Below are 24,002 nucleotides of genomic sequence, written 5' to 3'. Positions count from 1 at the left end.
TATTCTTCCCTTCTTCAACTATTAAAAGTTCACGATTTCTTTCACTTTGTCTTCGATGTCTTTTGCATTTGGCAACCAAATGTTTTCAGCTTGACCGAATGGGAAGATCGTATCTGGTGCAGACACGCGTCCGATTGGAGCTTCTAGTGATAGAACCGCACGTTCAGAAATTTCAGAAACGACTTGAGCGCCAACACCTGCTTGTTTTTGTGCTTCTTGAACGACAACCACACGACCAGTTTTTTCAACTGATTTGATGATCGTTTCAACATCAAGAGGAGCAACTGTACGCAAGTCGATGATTTCAGCGTTGATGTTTTCTTTCGCTAAGTTGTCAGCAGCTTTGATTGCTTCACGAACCATCGCACCATAAGTGATGATGGAAACATCAGAACCTTCACGAGTGACTGCTGCTTTGTCTAAAGGAACTTCGTATGCTTCTTCTGGCACTTCTTCACGGAATGAACGGTAAAGTTTCATGTGCTCTAAGAAAACAACTGGGTCATTGCTGCGGATAGAAGCAATCAATAATCCTTTTGCATCATATGGGTTTGATGGAATAACGACACGGATACCAGGTGATTGAGCGATCAATCCTTCCAAGTTATCTGAGTGTAATTCTGGTGTGTGCACACCGCCACCAAATGGTGAGCGAATAGTGATTGGTAAATTACGTGTACCACCCATACGGTAACGAGTACGCGCCATTTGACCAACGATTTCGTCAAATGTTTCAAATACGAAACCAAAGAATTGGATTTCTGGAACTGGACGGAAACCTTCTAATGCTAAACCGAAAGCCAAGCCGCCGATACCAGATTCAGCAAGAGGGGTATCGAAGACACGATCTTCGCCGAATTTTTCTTGTAAACCTTCTGTTGCACGGAAAACCCCGCCGTTTTTACCGACATCTTCACCAAAGACTAAAATCTCTTTGTCATTTTCCATTTCAACAGCTAAGGCATCTGTAATTGCTTGAATCATTGTTTTTTGTGCCATGACTATTTCGACTCCTTCGCTTCGTAAGTTGCAATTTGTTCTTTAATGTTTTGTGGTTGAACTTCAAACATGTTTTTCAAGAAATCTGAAACTTTTTGTTTTGGCACGCGGTCCGCTTCAGCGATCGCTGCTTTGATTTCTTCTTTTGTTTGCTCAATGACTTGTTCTTCTTTTTCTTCAGACCAAAGTCCTTTTTCAGTTAAGTAAGTACGGAAACGTACCAATGGATCTTTTTGTTGCCATTCGCTGTCCATGTCTTTTGAACGGTAACGAGTTGGATCATCACCAGACAATGTATGTGGACCGTAACGGTAAGTCAAGGTTTCAATCAATACAGGACCGTTGCCGTTTGCTGCCCATTCACGAGCTGCTTTAGAAACATAGTACACTGCCAATGGATCCATACCGTCAACTTGGATACCAGGGATCCCAGCTGCTGCAGCTTTTTGTGCCAAGGTTGGTGCCGCACTTTGTACTTCACGAGGTGTAGAGATCGCAAAACCATTGTTTTGGATGTAGAATACAGCGTTTGCATGGTAAGCCCCTGCAAAGTTGATTGCTTCATAGAAGTCCCCTTGTGAAGAACCGCCATCACCTGTATAAGTAAATACTACATTTTTCTTGTTACGTTTTTTCAATCCTAAAGCAACACCGGCTGCTTGGACGTATTGTGCACCAATGATGATTTGTGGTGGCAATGCTTTTAAATCTTCTGGGTAAAGGTTCCCAGCAACGTGACCACGTGACCATAAGAAAGCTTCTTTCAATGGCAGGCCGTGTTGGATCAATTGTGGTACATCACGGTAACCAGGTAATAAAACGTCTTCTTTTTCAAAAGCAAATTGACTTGCTAATTGGCTTGCTTCTTGTCCAGCAGTTGGCGCGAAGAAACCTAGACGACCTTGACGGTTTAACGCAGTTGAGCGTTGGTCTAATACACGAGACCATACCATACGAGTCATCAATTCAACTAATTCGTCGTCACTTAAATCTGGTACTAACTCTTGATTTACAATTTTCCCGTCTTTGTCCAAAGCTTGGTAAGTTGGAAAATCCGCATTGACTTGCTCCAAAATCGCTTGGAAATCAAGTGCTTTTTGTTTTTTTGCCATCTTGACACACTTTCCTCTCTGATATAAAAATTCACTTTCGTATGTAACAGGGTTTAAATCTGTACTATCGAAATTTCATTTACTCTTATAAATTATCATTTAACTTCGAAAATGACAAGTGAAAAGGGTATTTTTTTTAATAAAAGAATTCCCACTGTAGCAACTCTTAAGAAAACATTAGTGAAATTAATCACATTAAAGCAATCGCTTTCTTCGATTTTTTCTTTTCAGATTCTTTTTTTTATTTAAGAATAGTACAGCAATCATCATTATACAAAACAGATTAAGTATAATCCTTCTATTATCACTTGTGAAAGATTCGACTTGAATCTAAGAGAAATTTCTTAATATGAGAAAAAAATAATACAGAGAACAGATAAAAAGAAACAGATCGGCGGTTCTCCCCTTGTTAGGAAGAACGCCGACCTGTTTTTTTAAATCCATTCTCTCGTGACATGAATGTAAATGCGTTTCGCAAACTCAACTGTTACTAAATAAGCTAGATTGATACCAACATACCATGGCCAGTAGCTTGATGGCAATGCTGCAAAATCAAAGACGGTATGCAATGGCGTCAAGATGACTAAGAAGCCAACTGCAATCGCTAGAACACTTGAAATCAAAACTGCAGGTGATGCCATACTTTTGATAAATGGTAATTTTCTCGTTCTGATCATGTGAACGACTAAGGTTTGTGTCGTTAAGCCAATCATAAACCATCCTGCTTGGAACAAGGCTTGCTCTTGGATGGTATTTGCACTAAAGACATGCCACATCATAAAGAAGGTCAAAATATCGAAGATGCTGCTAACAGGTCCAATGCCGACGGTAAACTTCAATAGTCCACCCACTTGCCATTTAACTGGTTTTTCTAACTCTTCTTTATCTACGTTGTCCCATGGAATCGTCAATTGGGCCATATCGTACACCAAGTTTTGAACCAACAGTTGAATGGACAACATTGGTAAGAAAGGTAAAAAGGCACTAGCAACTAAAATCGAGAACACATTCCCGAAATTCGAACTCAAAGTCATTTTGATGTACTTCATCATATTGGTAAATACTTTGCGGCCTTCGATGACCCCTTTATCAAGGACATTCAAACTTTTTTCTAATAAAATGATCGAGCTGGCATCTTTGGTGATATCTGCTGCGGTATCAACCGAGATACCTACATCTGCCGTGCGTAAAGCAGGCGCATCGTTAATGCCATCTCCCATAAAGCCGACCGTATGGCCTGCCGCTTGAATGGTTTCAATGATTCGGGATTTTTGCATTGGATTTAATTTTGCAAACAGATTGGTTTTTGCAGCTTTCTCTGCTAACTCTTCATCTGACAGATGATCTATATCGGTTCCTAATAAGTATTCATCAGCATCGATCCCAACATCTCGACAAACTTTTTGCGCAACGATCGCATTATCTCCCGTCAACACTTTGACATTGATGCCATGACCATGTAAAGAAGCAATCGCTGTTTTTGCTGTTTCTTTTGCTGGATCTAAGAAGCCCATAAAGCCAATCATGATCATGTCTTGTTCATCTTCTACAGAATAAACGGCATCTGCGTGGGCATCCCGTTTTACAGCAACAGTCAACACGCGCATTCCTTGTTTGTTCAAGCGCAAATTCACTTGACGCAATTGTTCTCTCAATTGAGGAGTCAATTCCATCACTTTGCCATCAACTTCTACATACTTGCAGACTTGTTCCATTTCCTCGGCTGCCCCTTTAGTGACCATCAGTTGATGACCATCTGCATTGACTACAACCGTCAAACGACGACGTGAGAAGTCAAACGGAATCTCATCGATTTTTGTCACATCGTTAAATGGCGCTGCCAAGCCTTCTTCTTCATAGTAGTTTAAGACAGCAATATCCATCAGGTTTTTCCACCCTGTTTGATAGTAAGAATTTAAATACGTCATATCAAGGACTTGTTTATCTTCTACGCCAAATGGGTTTAAATGCTGTACCAGTACAACACGATCTTCGGTGATCGTACCCGTTTTATCGGTACATAAAACATCCATTGCGCCTAAGTTTTGTATAGAAGGCAATTCTTTGACGATCACTTTTTCTTTTGATAAAGAGATCGCCCCTTTGGCTAAGTTGCTGGTGACGATCATTGGTAGCATTTCTGGCGTCAAGCCAACTGCTACTGCTATCGCGAAGAACAACGCTTCGCCCCAATCGCCCTTGGTCAATCCGTTGATCAGTAATACGATCGGGAAAAGAACCATGACCATTCGCAACAATAGTTTGCTGACTTTCGTTAAGCCATCTTCAAAAGTTGTTTTGCCGCGTTTCGTCGTTGCATTTTTAGCAATATCACCAAAGAATGTACTTTGACCAGTTTTCAAAATAATCGCTTTTCCTTGGCCACTCAAGACATCGGTACCCATGAAAACGAGGTCTTGCATGTCTAAAGCTGAAATTTGGGCATCACTTTCTTTGATCCCAGCATCCACAAATTTTTCAACTGGCATTGACTCGCCAGTTAATGATGATTGATTGATAAATAAATCTTTGGTCCAAATCAAGATGGCATCAGCAGGGATCATATCGCCGGTTGCTAAGGTGACGATGTCTCCTGGAACGACTTCATCCATTGGAATTTCTCTCGTGATACCATCTCGAGTGACGGAACAAGTATTTTCAATAAGTTCTTTTAACGCTAAGCTTGCTTTTTGGGAACGGTATTCTTGGACGAAAGTAATCATGACACTTGCCAAAATCATGATTCCCATCACGATCACTGCTTCAATATCGCCTGTTACAAAAGAAATAACCATTAATAATGCCAAAACTAACACAAAAGGATCTTTGAAAGCACCTAGGATCATCAACCAAGCAGGTGTTGGTTTTTGCGCATCCACTTTGTTTGGACCATACTCTGCCAAACGTTCTGCAGCATCTTCTTCCGATAACCCTTGGAAAGATGTCCGCATTTCCATCAGCAATTCTCTTTCGGTCAATTTTGCCAGTAATTTTAATTCTTGATCTTTCGATAGTTTTTTTAACATCTTTTTTTCCTCCTAGCACTTAGGAGTTGCTTACGCCACCCCTAGCGATTCGATAACTACTCCGCTGTTTCATCTGGGGACTGGGGTATTCCATGTGAATCTTCCTTTCTTTTTATTAGGTAAGTCACTGTGGAACGCGCGTAAAAGACACAAAAAAACGCACGCTCCCAATAAGCATGCGTAAAAAACTCATGATCATTGTAGAGCTTTAGCACTATAGGGCGTAGATAGCAAATCTGCTATCAGCTACTTTGGGTTTAACCTTCACGATTAGACCTGTCCTACCAACTAAGTATCTCTCGATACTTTTGCGGCAGCAGCTTGTGTCCATATAGGAGCCTCACCTAACAATTATTTGTATAAAATGTCAGTTCGCCGGAAGTCTTCCTTCCAACTACCCACATAATAACTGCTATCCTAGCCATTGTCAACCGCAACAATGGAAAAAAGCACCCTTTTTTCTTAGATTTTCGTTCGTTTTTAAATGAAAGGTCTTACAATAAAATAACAACGTTAAAGAACTATTGTGATTTTATACGTGATAAAACTTTTTTCATGAATAGATAGAAAGTTTCTCCTATCAAAAGCCATAGCACAATAAGCCGTTCGTCTATCCCCTTGAACGAGAAAATGAAAAAGATAATACAGTACATTCCTTAAACTTGCACAAAAAAATAGACAGCCATTTATCAAATAGCTGTCTAATCATCTATTGTTTTTCATACTGAGAGATTGTTCTTTCTAACTCTCACGAAAAATGTTCAACTAAAATCTGCAGGATTCGCTGGCTTGCTTTCCCATCGCCATAGGGATTTTCTGCATGTGCCATGGCATTGTAAGCTTCTGGATCTTCTAGCAGTCGCTTTGTTTCTTGATAAACTGCAGCTTCAGACGTACCGATCAGTTTTAACGTACCTGCAGCAATTCCTTCCGGACGCTCTGTTGTATCTCTCAGGACCAAAACAGGAACGCCTAACGACGGTGCTTCTTCTTGGACACCACCAGAATCCGTTAAAATCAAGGTACTTTGATTGGCAACATTGTGAAAATCAATGACATCTAAAGGCTCAATCAGCGTGACATTTTCTAGTTCCCCAAGTATCTCCATAGCAATCCCTCGGACTTGAGGATTCTTGTGCATAGGAAAAACCACTTTGATGGTTGGTTTCTCCTTAGCGATTTTTGCTAAAGCGCGGAAGACTTGCTGCATCGGAACACCTAAGTTTTCTCGACGGTGCATTGTCAGAAGAATTATGGTTTGATCTGCTGCAGAAAGTTCTGGATGCTGATAGTCCTCCGAGATCGTATAACGCATCGCATCAATGGCGGTATTACCTGTTACATAAATCGCAGCCTCATTGCGGTTTTCAGCCAGCAGATTTTCTTTGCTTTGGGAAGTTGGCGCAAAGTAAAAATCAGCTAAGACATCGATCAACTGACGATTGGCTTCCTCTGGATAAGGAGATTTTTTGTTCCATGTGCGCAAACCGGCTTCCACATGCCCCACAGGAATTTGCTGATAAAAGGCGGCCGTTGCGGCTGCATAAGCGGTGGTTGTATCCCCATGAACGAGTACGATATCAGGGGTTTCTTTTTGCAAGATTGGTTCCAGATCCAGCAAAACTTTGGTAGTAATCCCTGTCAAGGTTTGCCCTAAAGTCATAATATCCAGATCATAGTCTGGTGTGATCTCAAAAACCGTTAATACTTGATCCAACATTTCTCGATGCTGCGCCGTCACCACAACGATCGATTCAAAACGCGGGTCGTTTTCCAATTCCTTTACTAGTGGCGCCATTTTGATGGCTTCCGGTCTGGTACCGAACACAGACATCACTTTGATTGTCATTTGGTCACCCGCTCCTCTACTTCTCATTGCTTCTATTATAACGAAGAAAACAGAAAAACAAAATGGTTGTTCCTACAAAAAAAAGAAACGACCGCTAAAAGGCCGTTTCTTCCGTATCCAGCTTAAATAGTATCTCCATTGAAAATCGAATTCTTCACGATTACGTAATCCACTTTACGAATCGATTCTAAATCTTTTCCACCTGCATAAGAGATCGATGACTGCAAGTCTTGCTGCATTTCAACTAACGTATCTTTTAAAGAACCTTTGTATTGAATCCAAATTTTCTTTCCTTCTACGTTTTTCTTTTCACCTTTTTGAAATTCCGATGCAGAACCAAAGTATTCTTTCATCACAACGCCATTTTCTACCTTGGTTTCCCCTGGTGATTCTTCATGCCCAGCAAACAATGAACCGATCATGACCATGGTTGCACCAAAGCGGACAGATTTAGCGATATCGCCGTGTGTCCGAATGCCACCATCTGCAATGATTGGTTTGCGAGCAGCTTTGGCACACCAGCGTAATGCTGCCAATTGCCATCCGCCAGTTCCGAAACCAGTTTTGATTTTTGTGATACAAACTTTCCCAGGTCCAATGCCGACTTTCGTTGCATCTGCACCAGCGTTTTCCAATTCACGAACTGCTTCTGGCGTTCCAACATTTCCAGCGATCACAAACGTTGCTGGCAAATGCTTCTTGATGTGTTGGATCATATTGATCACAGCGTTTGAGTGGCCATGAGCAATATCGATCGTAATAAAATCAGGAACAAGCTCTTTGTCAGCTAGTTCTTCCACAAAGGCATATTCATTTTCTTTGACACCCACACTGATAGAAGCAATCAAGCCGCGGCTTTTCATTTTTTTGATAAATGGAATCCGTGCTTCTTCATCAAAGCGGTGCATAATATAAAAATAGCCATTTTCAGCTAAAAATTCTGCGATTGAATCATCAATAATTGTTTGCATATTTGCAGGAACAACAGGCATTTTAAACGAGTGTCCGCCTAATGTCACCGTGGTATCACATTCTGAACGGCTGTTCACGATACACTTATTAGGAATCAGTTGTATATCTTCGTAATCAAAAACTTTCATGTCAAACATAAAAATATCCTCCAAATCTTACTAAGAGTGAAGCAAGCATCAAATGGCATCAGCCTATTTTTAACGCCCACAACAATTTAAACCACCTGGAAATGAAATACAAGCTTTTTAGAAATACTTTTCCAAAAAAAAGGATGAATGTTCGTTTTTTACGAACATTCATCCTTATAACTACTGAATAAAACGGAGTTTACGGATAAATTAAGGCAAGATGTTCCCTGCTACTTTATACACTTCATACCATTCATGGCGGGTCAATACGATTGAAGAAGCTTGCGCGATTTCTTCGATTCGATGCGGGGTCATTGTTCCGGCAATCACTTGCATATTTGCTGGATGACGTAAGATCCACGCAGAGGCAATACCTGTCGGTGTCGTTTGATACTTGTCCGCTAGTTCGGTCAATTTTTCGTTTAACTCGGGGAATTTCTCGTTACCGATAAAGACCCCTTCGAAGAAACCATACTGATACGGAGACCACGCTTGGATCGTCATCTCATGCAAGCGAGAATATTCAAGAATTTCTCCATCATGATCGACACTACCAGCATCCGTCATGTTGACATGAATTCCTTGATCGATCATTCCCGTATGCATGATCCCGAATTGCAGCTGATTCGCTACTAAAGGTTGGGAAACATATTTTTTCAATAGCTCGATTTGACCAGGTTTTTGATTGCTGACACCGAAGTATTTCACTTTGCCGTCTTTTTCTAATTGATCAAAGGCAGCTGCCACTTCTTCTGGTTCAAACAAAGTATCAGGACGATGCAGCAATAGCGCATCCAAATGATCGGTTTTCAATCGTTGCAAACTACCTTCCACAGAAGAAATGATATGCTCTTTCGAAAAATCAAACATTTCACCAGGAACGATGCCACATTTTGATTGAATGAACAAATCTTCTCTTTTGGCATCCGTTTTTGCTAATGCTTCCGCAAAAATCGTTTCACACTCCCCGCGTCCATAGATATCGGCATGGTCAAAAAAGGTAATGTCATTTTCAATCGCAGTCGTCAAGACCTTCACAGGATCTTTGGCATTGTTGATTCGCATCAAGCCTAAAATCACGCTAGATACTTCTAAATCAGTGGGACCGAATTTAATTTTTTTCACGTAAAGTTCCTCCTTATTTAAACTACACTCCTATTTTAGCACAACAAGATGAAAACGCTATACCAACGTCAAAAAAACCTCCCATAAAACGAAAACCACCAGCACAACCGATCGGTTCTACTGGCAGTCCTCCTATCATTACAGTTTGCGTTACACACAGAAAGGTTCTTTACTTCATCGCCTTTGATGAGTTGCTATATTGCAAGGCTTTATCGCCGATATCGTTTCGATAATACAAGCCAGATAAAGACAACTTGCTGATTGCTTCATAGACGTTCTTTTGCGCAGTAGCTAAATCCTCAGCTGACGCTTCTACAAGAAAAACGCGCCCACCAGCTGCCGTCAAACCATCTTGGTCGGTAGCTTCCTCAACTCCTGCATAAAAGAATTGAATCCCTTCTCCTTGAGGGCTTGGGACAGGCATTCCTTGCTGATACTTGCCCGGATATCCTTGCGATGCAATCACGACACCGATCGAAGCCGCTTGATTCCATCGGATCGCGGGCACTCGATCCTGCAATAGATCATCAATGATCTGGGCTAAACTGCTATCTAAACGACTTAACACGACTTGTGTTTCTGGATCGCCGAAACGCGCATTGAATTCGATGACTTTCGGTCCATCATTGGTAGCAATCAGACCTGCATAGAGAATCCCCGTAAACGGTGTCTTATTACGAATCATCCCTTTTACTGCAGGAAGTAAAACTTCTGCTACTGCTTGATCGACCATTTCTTGCGGTATCTGCGGTACCGGTGTGTATGCCCCCATACCTCCTGTATTCGGCCCTAAATCGCCATCAAAGGCACGTTTATGGTCTTGAGCAATGACCATTGGATAGACGGCTTCGTCCTTAACAAACGCCAAGAGCGAAAACTCTTCGCCAGCCAAAAACTCTTCGATCACCACTTTTGCACCACTTTCACCGAAAGCATTTTGCTCTAGCATCGCTTCGACAGCCGCATTCGCCTCATCAACGGTTTCAGCGACGACTACGCCTTTGCCCGCCGCTAAACCATCTGCTTTGATAACGATTGGTGCACCTTTACGTTGGATATAGGCTTTTGCCTGGGCACTATCTGTAAAACTTTGGTAGTCTGCTGTCGGAATCTGATTGTCCCGCATCAATTCTTTGGCAAACTCTTTTGATCCTTCAATCATCGCTGCTTGTCGATTGGGGCCAAAAATTGCCAAGCCCGCCGCCTGAAAATCATCTACGATGCCATTTAGTAACGGAACTTCCGGACCAACGAAGGTCCAATCAACCTCCTGCTCTTGAGCAAAAGCAATTAGGCTTTCATGATCGGACTCTTCAATTGCGACTGTCTTGATCCCGTCTTTTCGCATACCGGGATTGCCCTTCGCACAAAAGACTGTTTCCACTTGAGGATCCTGCAGAAACTTTTTTGCGACGGCATGCTCTCTACCGCCACTACCAATAACAAGTATTTTCATCGTCTTCTCCTATTTCTTAGTGTTTAAAATGACGAACACCAGTAAAGACCATCGCCACACCGTATTTATCTGCCATGTCGATCGACTCTTGATCTTTGATACTGCCACCAGGTTGAATAATCGCTTTGATTCCTTGTTGCGCTGCATATTCAACACTGTCATCCATTGGGAAAAAGGCGTCGCTTGCCAGCACTGAACCAGCCAATTTATTGTTTTCACGGGCTTGTTCCACAGCGATTTTCACTGAACCCACGCGGTTCATTTGACCAGCGCCGATCCCGACGGTTTGCTGTTGATTGGCTAAAACGATGGCATTAGATTTCACGTGTTTCACCGCCTTCCAAGCAAAAGCCAAAGCTGCGATTTCTTCTGTTGTTGGCTTTCTCTTTGTCACCACGGTCCAATCTTCTGGTGTTTCTATTTGATCATCTGGTTCTTGCACCAATAAGCCCCCAAGGACAGAGACAACTTCTGGCTGTTTGGCTGCTTTCTGGAAATCAACAACCAGCAGGCGCAGATTTTTTTTCTTCGTTAAAATTTCTAGTGCTTCTTCTTCAAATGCAGGTGCAATAATGATCTCAAGAAAAATCCGCTGCAGTTGCTCCGCAGTTGCCACATCAACTGGACGATTCAAGACGATGATCCCGCCAAAAATCGACACTGGGTCTGCTTCGTAAGCTTCTTGGAAAGCTTCAGCAATCGTTTCTCCACTTCCGATCCCACATGGATTCATGTGCTTGAGGGCTACCGCAGTTGGCTCTGTAAATTCTTCTGCGATCCGCAAGGCAGCATCAGCATCTTTAATGTTGTTGTAAGACAATTCTTTGCCGTGGATTTGTTTTGCGCTGGCAATCGAATAGGGCACGGGTAGTGCGTCTTGATAGAAGGAAGCTTTCTGATGGCTATTTTCACCATAACGCAATGTTTGTTTCAAAACATAGGTTTTCGTCAAGGTCTCCGTTTCTGTTTCAGCCACCGCTTTGGTCAAGTATTCACCAATCAAGGCATCGTAGGCTGCGGTATGGCGGAAGACTTTGGCAGCTAATTTCTTTCTTGATGCCAAAGTCGTATTGCCTTCCTTCAGCTCAGCTAATACCCAGTCGTAATCCTTGGGATCAACGACAACAGTTACTGAGGCATGGTTTTTCGCCGCAGAACGCAGCATGCTTGGTCCGCCGATGTCGATATTTTCGATTGCGTCGGCTTCAGTGACATCAGGCTTGCTGATGGTTTCTTTAAATGGATAAAGATTGACGACAACGAGGTCGATTGGTAAAATACCGTGCTCAGCCATTGCCTCCATATGAGAAGGCAGATCACGTCGCCCTAACAGACCTCCATGCACCCGCGGATGTAGCGTTTTGACCCTACCGTCCATCATTTCAGGAAATTCTGTGATCGCTTCGATGCCGATCGGTTGAAGCCCTGCTTTCTCTAAGACGGTTTTGGTCCCGCCAGTTGAAATGATCTCAAATCCTAAATTGGTCAATTCTTGGACAAATGGTACCAGTCCTTCTTTGTCAGACACACTGATTAATGCACGTTTATTCACGATTTGATAGCCCCTTTTCCACAATTTCAGCTAAAACAGCTGGATAGATTTGGTGTTCCACTTGATGAATTTTCTCTGTCACACTTGTTAATGTATCGTCGGTGTCGATCCGAACGATTTCTTGGGCAATGATTGGCCCTGTGTCAATGCCAGCATCGACATAATGAACCGTCACCCCCGTCACTTTCACGCCATAAGCGAAGGCATCGGCAATCCCAGACTTACCTGGGAAGCTTGGCAACAAGGAGGGATGGATATTGATGACTCGGCCTTCATAAGCGGATAATAAGGTGTTGCCGATGATCCGCATGTACCCTGCTAAAACAATAAAATCGATGGCATGATCTTGCAATTCTTCGATCAATTTACTTTCAAAAGCTGCTTTTGACGCAAATGCCGCTGGCTCCAAAACAAGCGTTTCATAGTCTCTCGCGCGGGCTTTTTCTATTACTGGCGCTGTAGGTTTATCGGAAAAGACCAACCCGATCTGCGCTCCTTTGATTTTATTTGCTTGGATCGCATCGGCGATCGCTGTAAAATTGCTGCCCGTTCCAGAAGCAAAGACGGCGATCCTCATCGGACTGCCTCTTTGAAGCAAACGGCTTCGTTGTTACGTTTGGTCACTTTACCGATCCGGTATGCTTGTTCTTCATTGGCGGATAGAAGTGCCATCACTGCCGCAACATTTTCTGGCGCAACGGCTAAGACCATACCGATCCCCATGTTGAAAATCTCGAACATTTCTTGGTGAGGAATCGCGCCATGAGCAGCGATCAGATCAAATATCGGCAACTGCGGCCAAGTGTCTAAGGAGATTTCTGCCGCCAGACCTTCAGGCAGCATCCGCGGGATATTTTCAACAAAGCCGCCACCAGTGATATGAGAAATTCCAGCGAGCAATCCTTCTGTCAATAAAGGATTCAATGCATCAACGTAAATTCTCGTTGGCGTCAATAAACTTTCTGCAAGTGTTTGGTTGCCAAGTTCCGCAAACGTTTCTGCTCCTGTATAGCCATGCTGTTCAAAAAAGACTTTTCTGACTAAAGAGTACCCATTGGAGTGAATGCCTGATGAAGGCAAACCAATCAGCTCATCGCCTTCTTTGATGGTTTCTCCAGTGATCAAGCGACTTTTTTCGACGATCCCTACGGCAAAACCAGCAAGATCATATTCTTCTGGCTGATACATCCCCGGCATCTCAGCGGTTTCCCCACCAATCAGAGCAGCACCCGCTTGCACACAGCCCTCTGCGACACCAGCAATGATTTGTTCGATCTTTGCCGGATCGTTTTTACCAACTGCAACATAGTCAAGGAAGTAGATAGGTTCTGCCCCTTGAGCGACGATATCATTCACGCACATCGCGACGCAATCAATGCCGATCGTTGCGTGCTGTTCTTGTTGGATCGCCAACAAAAGCTTGGTTCCTACACCATCAGTCCCAGAAACAAGTACCGGTTCTTTTAATTGGTACGATGATAAGTCAAAACAGCCACCAAAGCCCCCGATTGCCCCCATCACGCCTAGTCGTTCTGTTCGTTTCACATGCTTTTTGATCCGTTCGACTACTTCATAACCGGCTTCGACATCGACACCGGCTTTTGCATATGCATTTGCCACGTTCGTTCCTCCTCAATCATTCATCCGCTTTTCTTCATCAGCTCACTCGTCGTTAACGTAAGCAAACCATCAGTCCTTCAATGCTTCGCTTGAAAAACCATTCTTGCCTACTTTTTATTCAGCTAAAGACGCGAGATAGTTTTCTTCATAATCATACAAAGGGGTTGGATAATCGCCATTGAAATAGGCCATACACAAGCCTGAGTAAGGTGCGTCAAAATCTAAACCGATCGCTTCGATCAACCCGTCTTCACTTAAAAAGGCCAAAGAATCTGCTTCGATTTTTTCACAAATCTCAGCTTCCGTATATTTGGCTGCGATCAATTCTTTTCTCGTTTGAATGTCGATCCCGTAAAAACATGGATAGCGCAAAGGCGGCGAACCGATACGCACATGAACTTCTTTGGCACCTGCCTCTTTTAGCAGCTGGACGATACGGCGGCTGGTGGTTCCTCGGACGATCGAATCGTCGACTAGAATCACTCGTTTGCCTTCGACTACGCCACGAACAGCTGAGAGCTTCATCCGCACGCCTTGTTCCCTTAACTCCTGCGTCGGTTGAATAAACGTTCGTGCAATGTATTGATTTTTTACTAAGCCCAATTCATAAGGAATACCTGAAGCTTCGGCATAGCCGCTGGCAGCAGATAAGGATGAATTCGGTACACCAATGACCATATCCGCTTCGATCGGCGCCTCTTGTGCTAAGCGACGGCCCATATTTTTACGGGCACGATGGACATTGACGCCAGCGATGTTGGAATCAGGACGGGCAAAATAAATAAACTCCATCGAGCAAATCGCCGGCTGTACTTCTTGGGTATACTGCTCGATTTGAATGCCTGCATCATCAATGATCACGACTTCGCCCGGTCGGACATCACGAATAAATTCCGCACCGATGACTTCCAACGCACAGGTTTCTGAAGCTACCACATAGGCACCATTGACCATTTTCCCGATTGACAATGGTCGAAAGCCATTGGGGTCTAGTGCTGCGATCATGGCATTTTCGGTCAGTAAAAGGTACGCAAATCCACCTTTAACTTGATTTAATGCCTCCTTGACCCGATCCATAAAAAGCGGTTCTTCGCTGCGACGGATCAAGTGCATGAGAATCTCTGTATCGGAATTCGAGTGGAAAATCGCACCAGCCTTTTCTAAGGATTTCCGTAGACTTTTCGCATTCGTCAAGTTGCCGTTATGAGCTAAGCCAATCTGCTGATCAAAAAATTTGAATAAAAATGGTTGAATATTATCAACGCTACCATTACCAGCAGTTGCGTAGCGAACGTGACCAATAGCAGCATCTCCTGTCAGACGCTGGAGGACACGTTCATCCGAAAACACTTCCGCTAGCAACCCTAAATCACGGTGACCATTGAGTTTCCCCGCATCATTCGTGACAATCCCAGCACCTTCTTGGCCGCGATGTTGCAAACTGTGTAGTCCGAAGTAGGTGACACGAGCGGCATCTGGATGACCCCAAACACCAAAAACCCCACATTCCTCGTTGAGGCTCTTTACTTCATTAAACATGGAATGGCTTCCTCCCATTTCAATTTCGCCTCAGCAAGGGGCATCTCGATCGTATCATCTTGTGCTTGCATGCGAATCTGGCCATCAGCAGTCACTTCCCCGATCGCTGTTGCAGCAGCGCCTACCAGCGCTTCAAAAGCTGCTTGCTTATCAGGTGCGACTGAAAGCACAAATCGGGATTGGGTTTCTGAAAACAATTGTGCTGCTGGCAATGACACGGTCACATTTAGACCAAAGCCCTTGTCAAAATCGGATTCGGCTAAAGCGATCGCTAAACCACCTTCGGCACAATCGTGGGCACTTTGAACAAGACCTGCTTGGATCGCTGCGGTAACCAATTGTTGGTTCATTTTTTCTGTTTCAAGGTCAAAGGACATTAAACGCCCAGCGATCTTTCCTGTCTGCAGTTTTTGCAATTCAGACCCATTGAAGTCAGCATGGGTTTCCCCTAGGACATAGATCAGATCCCCCGCTGCTTGGAAATGCTGCGTCGTGATATGCGCCAGCTCTTCGATCAATCCGACCATCCCAATTACCGGCGTTGGATAGACCGATTGTCCGTCCGTTTCGTTGTATAAGGAGACGTTCCCAGAGATTACTGGTGTCTCTAGCACACGACAAGCTTCTGAGATCCCGTCAGCAGCCGTGGATAACTCCCAGAATCCTTCTGGTTTATCTGGCGAGCCGAAGTTAAGGCAGTCAGTGATCGCCAATGGACGCCCACCGGAAGCGACGATATTTCGAGCAGCTTCTGCAACTGCGATCTGTCCGCCGACTTCTGGATCTAAGTACAGGTAACGAGCATTACAGTCAGTCGTCATCGCCAAGGCTTTATTGGTTCCCTTGATTCGTAAAACAGCGGCATCACTGCCGGGTCCTACCACGGTATTGGTACGAACTTGCGAGTCGTAGGTTTCAAAAATCGAGCGTTTTGAAGCGATCGTCGGCTGCTGCAGTAGATCGGCAAATACAGACGTTGCTGAATGAATCACTGGAACAAAGTCTGGAGTTTCCTTAAACACTTTGATCCGTTTCGGTTCTGCCATCTCTTTGTAGTAAGTCGGCGCATCTTCAGCTAAAGCATCTACTGGCAAATTAGCGACTTCCTGTCCGTGATGGAACAAACGATAGTTGCCATCATCTGTTACTTCACCGATCACGACGGCTTCTAGATCGTATTTCTTAAAGAGTGCTTCCACTTCAGCTTCATGTCCTTTTTTGACACAGATCAGCATCCGCTCTTGAGATTCTGACAACATCATTTCATAAGGCGTCATATTGGTTTCTCGTTGTGGAACATCATCTAACGTTAAACGCAACCCTGATCCGGCTTTTGATGCCATCTCGGCACTAGAAGAAACCAATCCAGCAGCACCCATATCTTGAATTCCGACTAAAATGTCCGAATGATCTACGATCAATTCCAAACAAGCTTCCAACAAAAGTTTTTCCATAAAAGGATCACCGACTTGTACGGCGGAACGTTGTTGTTCTTCTCCTTCGACAAATTCTTCCGATGCAAAAGTCGCCCCGTGTATCCCGTCGCGTCCTGTTTTTGCGCCGACATACATGATGGTGTTTCCAACACCTTTGGCTTGCCCTTTTTGAATATCCTTGTGGGCAATGATCCCTACACACATCGCATTGACTAATGGATTGCCTTCATAACAAGGATCAAATGCCACTTCACCACCGACGGTCGGAATCCCAATACAGTTGCCATAGCCACTGATTCCAGCAACGACTTCTTCCAAAAGATATTTCGTTCTTGGATTATCTAACTCACCAAATCGTAAGGAGTCTAAAACAGCGATCGGTCTTGCACCCATACTGAAGATGTCGCGGATGATCCCACCAACACCAGTTGCTGCTCCTTCATAAGGTTCCACCGCAGAAGGATGATTATGGCTTTCCGCTTTAAAAACGACGGCTAGATCATCGCCGATATCCACGATACCCGCACCTTCGCCAGGTCCTTGCAGTACTTGCGGCCCTTCTGTCGGAAATTTCCGCAAAACAGGTTTGGAATTTTTGTAAGAACAATGTTCACTCCACATCACTGAAAAGAGTCCAGTTTCGGTATAGTTCGGTAAACGTCCCAAAATATCTTCTGAGATCATCCGATATTCTTCTTGGGTCAATCCCCATTGCTCGTATAATTTCGTGTCTTTGATTTCTTGTGGTGTAGGTTCTTTTACGATCATTTTATCCATTTACCGGCACCTTCCCAAAATTTTTCAATAATGAAGCAAAAAACTTCTTGCCATCTTCTGAGCCTAATAAGCTTTCCATCGCTCGTTCTGGATGAGGCATCATGCCTAGAACATTGCCAGCTTTATTACAGATACCAGCGATGTTGTGTAGGCTACCGTTGACGTTATCTTCATAACGGAAAACGATTTGATTGTTGGCAACCAATTCCTGATAAGTCGTTTCATCACAATAATAATTGCCCTCACCATGAGCGACAGGAAGCGTAATGACTTGATCCGTTTCATATTCAGAAGTAAAAGCTGTTTGATTATTCACTTGCAGACGGACCGGTTTGCAAATAAAATGGAGTGATTCATTTCTTTGTAAAACCCCTGGTAACAAGCCCGCTTCCGTTAAAATTTGAAACCCATTGCAGGTACCAAAGACAGGTTTGCCTTCATTTGCCAGACGAATGACCTCTGACATGATCGTTGAAAAACGGGCGATCGCTCCACATCTTAAGTAATCACCATAAGAAAATCCTCCTGGAAGCAAAACACCGTCAAAACCAGCTAAGCTGTCTGCATCATGGCGCACATATTCTGCTTCTGCCCCCATGATATCTTTGATTGCCCACATCAAATCAACATCACAATTTGATCCAGGAAAAACGATCACTGCAAATTTCATAGGGCCGCTTCCTCCATTTGAACCATTTCATAACGGTAGGTTTCCATATTGACGTTTGCCAAAAGCTTGTCGCAGATCGCTTCGATTTCTTCTGCTACAGTTGCTTGTGTTTGATTGTTTGAAGGTGTCACTTTGATTTCAAAGTATTTCCCGATCCGAATATCACTGACATCTTGATACCCCAAGCGATGAACGGCTCCTTTCACAGCTTCTCCTTGAGGGTCTAAAACAGATTCCTTATAGGTTACATAAACTTTGACTAAATACATGCTGAATTCTCCTTTTCTAAACGATTTAAGACTTCTTCATAAACAGGAACGATGTCCCCTAAATCACGTCGATAAACATCTTTATCAAGATGCTCATTTGTCCCCATATCCCATAAACGACAAGTATCTGGTGAAATCTCATCAGCCAGAAGCAACTCGCCCTTTTTGGTTTTGCCGATCTCGATTTTAAAATCGATCAAGCGAATGTTGATGTTCGCAAAGATTTCCAGTAACGCAGCGTTGACTTGCAGCGCCAATGTTTTGATCTGGTCCAGCTCCTCTTCTGAGGCAAGCCCTAGATAAAACACATGATCATCATTGATAAACGGATCATCCAAGCGATCTTCTTTGTAGTAAAACTCTACGATCGGCTTTGGCAGTTTGGTTCCTTCTTCGATGCCCAAGCGCTTTGAAAAACTACCAGCAGCCGTGTTGCGAACAACGACTTCTAAAGGAATCATGGTGACAGCTCGAATTAATTGTTCGTGTTTAGACACTAATTGAAGAAAGTGACTTGGGACATTTTTGTCGGCTAGCCGCTGAAAAAGATGCGCAGTGATCTGATTGTTCAAGGCACCCTTTCCTACAACGGCATCTTTCTTTTGACCATTCAATGCAGTAGCTTGATCCAAATAAACGACTCTCAATACATCCTCTTCGTTGGTTTTAAACAATTTCTTGGCTTTTCCTTCATAAAGAAGCACTTCTGATTCCATAATCCACCTCAGTTAAGTAATATTTTTCACATAGCGATGACACACATCTTTATTTGCTTATTATTCTAACAACGCAGAAAAAGCGGGTCAACGATTATCTGTACATTTACATATTAATAAACACGAATGTTCGCTTTTTACCCAGTTGGTTGAAAGTAGATTCCTCTTTAGAAGCAGCAAAGGATTTATAAAGCGTTTACAATATTCTTTTTTCATGCTATATTTAGGTCGTATTGTAGCTACATTCAAGGAGGAGTACTATATGTGGTCGCTAAAGAATCGTGCTGAACTTTTTTTAGCTCATTTATCAGACAAAGAAAAACAACAGCTCCATAACGAATTATTGGCCGTGCAGCAAATCCTTTCCATCAACCAACAAACAAGTTTCTATTTATTCAGTCCCTTCAAAAAAGGGGCGCGCCCTCATTATACCGAAGAACAAAAGCGTGTTCTACAATTTCAAAATGAACGCAATGACGAATTGATTATTCATCAAATCCATCGCCAAAGCTTATTTAAACATACGTATTCTTTTCGGATTTATTTTAATTTAGAAGAAATGGACTTTTCTTTCTTGGATGATCTTTTGCATCTTTTGAAGGAACAAAGCCAGACACCAACGTTTAAATTGAGTCCAGCGGCAAATTGACTGAGTATCCTTCAATAAAAAAAGGTAAAATAAACAAAAGCCCGTAATTTATCGGGCTTTTTTTGTTATACTATTTTCAGACAACAGAAAGGATACGATTATGCTATTTACGAAACAATCATTTGATGCTTTTTCTTTAGAAACGTTAGACGAACGAATGGAAAAAATCCGTGCCGAGATTCAGCCGATTTTTCAAACGATCGGTGAGGCAGCGATCCCATTAATTGAAGAAAGCTGCCAAGAGCCTTTTTATTTGCATATTGCTCAGCACCGACGCAGAACCGTCTACCCTCCTGCCGAAACCTGGGCAGGGATCGGTCCGAACAAACGAGGCTATAAAATGGATGCCCACTTTCAAATTGGGATCAATCAAGCGTATGTCTTTGTTTGGCTCAGCGTGATCGATCAACCGAAAAATCAGGCAACGATCGCTGAATCCTGGTTGGCCCAAAAAGAATTATTCGATCAATTACCAGCTGACTTTACACTTTCTCCTGATCACACAAAATACGACCACCACCCTATCGCCATGTGGCCAACCTATCTGGAACGATTGAAGAAAGTCAAAAAAAGCGAGCTTCAAATTGGAAAGATTTTTCCGAAAGAAATGATCGAAGACGTTGAGATGGCGGATATTTTAGCAGTTTATCAAACGCTGTTGCCGCTTTATCATGCCCGTATGACGGCTTTGAAGGAGGAACAATAATATGTCAGAAAATCGGCGCTCTCGCGACGAAAAGCCAGCGAAAAAGCCCAAGCGCTTCGTCTGGTTGGCACTTCCTGCCGCCTTATTTGTACTAGGCGGCGGCTATTATGGTTATACCGTCTATCAGGATCGGCAAGAAGAAGCCGCTGCTAAAAAAGCCCTCACTTCCTTTATCGACGCTTTGGCCGATCAGAAGTACAGTGACTTGCCTGCTTTCGTGTCTGAAGACAGTTTAGCATCAACCGGCTTTACCGCAGACGAAGTCTCTGCAAAATACGAAGCGATCTTCACTGGTATCGGTGCTGAATCATTTAAAGCCTCTGGGATTGAGGTAACTCCTAATGACAAGGATTCCGATCAATTCAATTTCCAATACAACGGTTCCTTGACCACCTCGTTAGGTGAATTAACCGAGCTTTCTTATAGCGGCACGATCACTGTAGCTGATAACGAAGCCAAGATCGATTGGTCCCCTCAGTTGATCTTTCCAGGAATGGAGGGACAAGACAAAGTCAATATTTCCGTAGATAATGCCACTCGCGGTGAGATTCTCGACCGAAACAACGAACCACTAGCAGAAAATGGCACGCTTTATCAGTTAGGCGTCGTTCCGGGGCAACTGGGCACGGGAGACGAAAAAAACGCCAATATCAAAGCGATCGCGGAACGTTTCGACCTGACAGAAGAAGCCATCAATCAAGCGTTGGGGCAATCTTGGGTTCAAGATGAGTTGTTCGTCCCCTTGAAGATCATCGAACCAACGGATGAGATGCCAACTGGAACAAGTTTAAAAGAAACGACTGGACGCACTTACCCACTTGGGGAAGCTGCCGCTCAACTGATTGGTTACTTAGGAAATGTAACAGCGGAAGATATCGAAAAAGATGAAACACTAGCAAGCAACGGACAAATTGGTCGTAGTGGTCTGGAAGCTGCCTTCGATAAAGAGTTGCGAGGAGAAAACGGCGGAAAAATCGCCATCACAGATGAAGATGGTGCTGAGAAAGCCGTCCTGTTAGAAAAAGAGCGCGCAGATGGCAAGGATATCCAATTGACTATTGATGCCCAAGCCCAAAAGACGGCGTTTGACTCCTTACAAAACCAAGCAGGAGCAACGGTCGTTACCGAACCCAAAACTGGCGATCTGTTGGTACTTGCCAGCTCGCCAAGTTATGATCCCAATAAAATGACCCAAGGGATCTCACAAGAAGATTATGATGCGTATGAACAAAATGAAGACCTGCCTTTCATCAGCCGCTTTGCTACGGCCTATGCACCTGGTTCGACCTTTAAGGCCATCACTGGTGCGATCGGCTTGGAAAATGGCACGATCGATCCTACGCAGAGTATCGCGATCGATGGATTGAAATGGCAAAATGATAGCTCGTGGGGCGACTACTTTGTGACGAGAGTTACTGATGTAGCTTCTGTGAATCTCAAGGATGCACTGGTATACTCTGATAATATTTATATGGCGCAACAAACTTTATCTATGGGCGAAGATGCCTTTCGTGACGGCTTGTCGAAGTTGATTTTTGGTGAAACATTGGATTTACCGATCGCGATGAATCCTGCTCAAATTTCAAATGAAGACTCCTTCAATTCGGACATTTTACTGGCAGATACTGGCTATGGCCAAGGAGAATTGTTATTGAATCCAATCCAGCAAGCGGCTATTTACTCCGTCTTTGCCAATCAAGGGAAGCTGGTCTATCCCCGTTTAGTGAAAGAGGCAGAGCAAAAAGACAAAGAAGTCTTTAAAGCAGAAACGATCGATCAAATCAATCAAGATTTGACCGCCGTTGTTTCCGATCCAAACGGAACTGCACATTCCTTGGCAGCATTAAACATTCCATTGGCTGCTAAGACAGGAACAGCTGAAATCAAAGAAAAGCAAGATGAAAAAGGCCAGGAAAACAGCTTCTTATTTGCCTTTGATTCGCAAGACCAAGGATTTCTGATGGTCTCCATGCTAGAAGATCGCCAGGAAAACCAATCAGCAACTGGTTTAGCACCTGAGCTATTGACTTACTTAGCTGAACATTATTAAAAAAAAAGCTGCAACCTTCAGATAAGGATCTGAAGGTTGCAGCTTTTTTCTTATTCGGCTAAACCGACACGTTCAAAGATCGTGTCGACTTGTTTTAAGTGATGGTTGTAATCAAACGCATCGTCTAAGTCTGCTTTGGTCAACACATCCGTAATGGCTGGATCAGCTTCTAATAGTGGACGGAAATCCGTTTGCTCATCCCAAGCTTGCGCTGTTTTTGGCTGAACCAAGTCATAGGCTTGCTCTCTTGTCATTCCGTGATCGATCAATTTCAACATCACTCGTTGGCTGTAGATCAATCCAAAGGTCGCATTCATATTGCGCTTCATATTCTCTGGGAAAACAGTCAGATTTTTGACGATATTGCCAAAGCGATTCAGCATATAATCGATCAAAATCGTCGTATCCGGAATAATGATCCGTTCTGCCGATGAATGTGAGATATCCCGTTCATGCCACAGTGAGACATTTTCATAAGCTGTCACCATATGGCCGCGAACGACTCGTGCAAGTCCCGCCATATTTTCAGAACCGATTGGGTTACGCTTATGGGGCATGGCAGAAGAACCTTTTTGTCCTTTGGCGAAGAATTCTTCAACTTCTCGGGTTTCTGATTTTTGTAAGCCCCGGATTTCGGTGGCAAATTTCTCAATGCTAGTTGCGATCAACGCCATTGCAGAGAAATACTCTGCATGCAAGTCACGAGGTAGTACTTGTGTGGAAATATCTTGCGCACGAATCCCTAATTTTTCACAGACATACTCTTCGACAAACGGTGGAATATTTGCAAAGGTACCAACTGCTCCGCTGATCTTTCCTGCTTCGACCCCTTTTGCTGCCCGCTCAAAACGCTCGACATTGCGTTTCATTTCCGCATACCATAAGGCTAATTTCAAGCCAAAGGTCGTTGGTTCCGCATGTACACCATGGGTACGTCCCATCATTACGGTATGTTTGTATTCTTTGGCTTTTTCACCAACGATCGTCACAAAACGATTTAAATCTTCCCGAATCAAGTCGTTGGCTTGCTTCATCAAGTAGCCATACGCAGTATCAACAACATCCGTCGACGTCAAGCCGTAGTGGACCCATTTACTTTCATCACCTAAAGATTCAGAGACTGCTCGGGTAAAAGCAACCACATCATGTCGCGTTTGCGCTTCGATCTCTAAGATACGGTCGATATCAAAGGTTGCTTTTTCACGAATCAAAGCAACATCCTCTTTCGGTATCTCCCCTAGTTCCGCCCAAGCTTCATCCGCCAATATTTCTACTTCTAGCCACGCTTGGTAACGGTTTTGATCGGTCCAAATAGCACCCATTTCTGGTCTTGTGTAACGCTCTAACATGT

The 24,002-nt window shown here is 43.5% G+C and carries 19 protein-coding genes and 1 riboswitch; of the genes, 3 read left to right on the top strand and 16 right to left on the bottom strand.

Annotation, left to right across the window (positions count from 1 at the left end; genetic code table 11):
- Nucleotides 1-21: 21 nt before the first annotated feature.
- The 15 genes from CO692_RS14990 to purC form a co-directional block, all read right to left on the bottom strand.
- Nucleotides 22-999: an alpha-ketoacid dehydrogenase subunit beta gene (locus CO692_RS14990; protein ID WP_005230047.1), complete on the bottom strand. Its 978-nt coding sequence runs from the start codon at nt 997-999 to the stop codon at nt 22-24.
- Between the two features lie 2 nt (nt 1,000-1,001).
- The gene (gene pdhA, locus CO692_RS14985; RefSeq protein ID WP_005231936.1) at nt 1,002-2,111 is read right to left on the bottom strand and encodes a pyruvate dehydrogenase (acetyl-transferring) E1 component subunit alpha; all 1,110 of its coding nucleotides are present in this window, start codon (nt 2,109-2,111) and stop codon (nt 1,002-1,004) included.
- A gap of 434 nt (nt 2,112-2,545) precedes the next feature.
- Entirely contained in the window at nt 2,546-5,137 is a 2,592-nt protein-coding gene (gene mgtA, locus CO692_RS14975) for a magnesium-translocating P-type ATPase (protein WP_096742582.1), read from the bottom strand.
- 187 nt (nt 5,138-5,324) lie between these two features.
- A riboswitch (M-box (ykoK) riboswitch) is annotated at nt 5,325-5,496 on the bottom strand.
- Between the two features lie 389 nt (nt 5,497-5,885).
- The gene (gene wecB, locus CO692_RS14970; RefSeq protein ID WP_096742581.1) at nt 5,886-6,986 is read right to left on the bottom strand and encodes a non-hydrolyzing UDP-N-acetylglucosamine 2-epimerase; all 1,101 of its coding nucleotides are present in this window, start codon (nt 6,984-6,986) and stop codon (nt 5,886-5,888) included.
- A 122-nt stretch (nt 6,987-7,108) separates the two neighbouring features.
- On the bottom strand, nt 7,109-8,086 hold the full coding sequence (gene guaC, locus CO692_RS14965) for a GMP reductase (protein WP_005230038.1): 978 nt from the start codon (nt 8,084-8,086) through the stop codon (nt 7,109-7,111).
- 210 nt (nt 8,087-8,296) lie between these two features.
- Complete coding sequence (locus tag CO692_RS14960; protein WP_096742580.1) at nt 8,297-9,211, bottom strand: aldo/keto reductase; 915 nt, start codon at nt 9,209-9,211, stop codon at nt 8,297-8,299.
- Between the two features lie 169 nt (nt 9,212-9,380).
- Nucleotides 9,381-10,667: a phosphoribosylamine--glycine ligase gene (gene purD, locus CO692_RS14955; protein WP_096742579.1), complete on the bottom strand. Its 1,287-nt coding sequence runs from the start codon at nt 10,665-10,667 to the stop codon at nt 9,381-9,383.
- 16 nt (nt 10,668-10,683) lie between these two features.
- On the bottom strand, nt 10,684-12,219 hold the full coding sequence (purH, locus tag CO692_RS14950; protein WP_077453792.1) for a bifunctional phosphoribosylaminoimidazolecarboxamide formyltransferase/IMP cyclohydrolase: 1,536 nt from the start codon (nt 12,217-12,219) through the stop codon (nt 10,684-10,686).
- Nucleotides 12,212-12,796, bottom strand: coding sequence for a phosphoribosylglycinamide formyltransferase (purN, locus tag CO692_RS14945; RefSeq protein WP_081118542.1), 585 nt, complete (start codon nt 12,794-12,796; stop codon nt 12,212-12,214). The genes purH and purN overlap by 8 nt, the downstream gene beginning before the upstream one ends.
- A complete protein-coding gene (purM, locus tag CO692_RS14940) occupies nt 12,793-13,839 on the bottom strand; it encodes a phosphoribosylformylglycinamidine cyclo-ligase (protein WP_096742578.1) in 1,047 nt (348 codons plus the stop codon). Before purM ends, purN begins: the two co-directional genes overlap by 4 nt.
- Nucleotides 13,840-13,953: 114 nt before the next feature.
- Nucleotides 13,954-15,378 (bottom strand): amidophosphoribosyltransferase, encoded by a 1,425-nt coding sequence (gene purF, locus CO692_RS14935; protein ID WP_010749590.1) that lies wholly within the window; start codon nt 15,376-15,378, stop codon nt 13,954-13,956.
- On the bottom strand, nt 15,363-17,591 hold the full coding sequence (purL, locus tag CO692_RS14930; protein ID WP_192940711.1) for a phosphoribosylformylglycinamidine synthase subunit PurL: 2,229 nt from the start codon (nt 17,589-17,591) through the stop codon (nt 15,363-15,365). Before purL ends, purF begins: the two co-directional genes overlap by 16 nt.
- The gene (gene purQ, locus CO692_RS14925) at nt 17,584-18,261 is read right to left on the bottom strand and encodes a phosphoribosylformylglycinamidine synthase subunit PurQ (protein ID WP_010749588.1); all 678 of its coding nucleotides are present in this window, start codon (nt 18,259-18,261) and stop codon (nt 17,584-17,586) included. Before purQ ends, purL begins: the two co-directional genes overlap by 8 nt.
- Complete coding sequence (purS, locus tag CO692_RS14920) at nt 18,258-18,530, bottom strand: phosphoribosylformylglycinamidine synthase subunit PurS (protein WP_096742577.1); 273 nt, start codon at nt 18,528-18,530, stop codon at nt 18,258-18,260. The genes purQ and purS overlap by 4 nt, the downstream gene beginning before the upstream one ends.
- Nucleotides 18,521-19,246 carry a phosphoribosylaminoimidazolesuccinocarboxamide synthase gene (gene purC, locus CO692_RS14915; protein WP_081116641.1) on the bottom strand — a complete coding sequence of 242 codons (726 nt, stop codon included), beginning with the start codon at nt 19,244-19,246 and terminating at the stop codon, nt 18,521-18,523. Before purC ends, purS begins: the two co-directional genes overlap by 10 nt.
- A 214-nt stretch (nt 19,247-19,460) precedes the next feature.
- On the opposite strand from purC, the gene CO692_RS14910 reads away from it, so the two are divergent.
- The 3 genes from CO692_RS14910 (at nt 19,461) to CO692_RS14900 (ending at nt 22,651) form a co-directional block, all read left to right on the top strand.
- A complete protein-coding gene (locus CO692_RS14910; RefSeq protein ID WP_087627619.1) occupies nt 19,461-19,895 on the top strand; it encodes a hypothetical protein in 435 nt (144 codons plus the stop codon).
- Between the two features lie 100 nt (nt 19,896-19,995).
- Nucleotides 19,996-20,601 carry a DUF1054 domain-containing protein gene (locus CO692_RS14905; protein WP_016611021.1) on the top strand — a complete coding sequence of 202 codons (606 nt, stop codon included), beginning with the start codon at nt 19,996-19,998 and terminating at the stop codon, nt 20,599-20,601.
- A 1-nt stretch (nt 20,602) separates the two neighbouring features.
- Nucleotides 20,603-22,651, top strand: a complete 2,049-nt coding sequence (locus CO692_RS14900; RefSeq protein ID WP_096742576.1) for a penicillin-binding transpeptidase domain-containing protein — start codon at nt 20,603-20,605, stop codon at nt 22,649-22,651.
- Between the two features lie 50 nt (nt 22,652-22,701).
- Here CO692_RS14900 and purB read toward each other — a convergent pair whose 3' ends face one another.
- Complete coding sequence (gene purB, locus CO692_RS14895; protein WP_096742575.1) at nt 22,702-24,000, bottom strand: adenylosuccinate lyase; 1,299 nt, start codon at nt 23,998-24,000, stop codon at nt 22,702-22,704.
- Between the last annotated feature and the right edge of the window lie 2 nt (nt 24,001-24,002).

It is taken from the genome of Enterococcus sp. FDAARGOS_375 (assembly GCF_002393265.1).
Taxonomy (GTDB): Bacteria; Bacillota; Bacilli; order Lactobacillales; family Enterococcaceae; genus Enterococcus_D; species Enterococcus_D innesii.
This window is presented reverse-complemented; position numbering and strand designations above follow the sequence as displayed.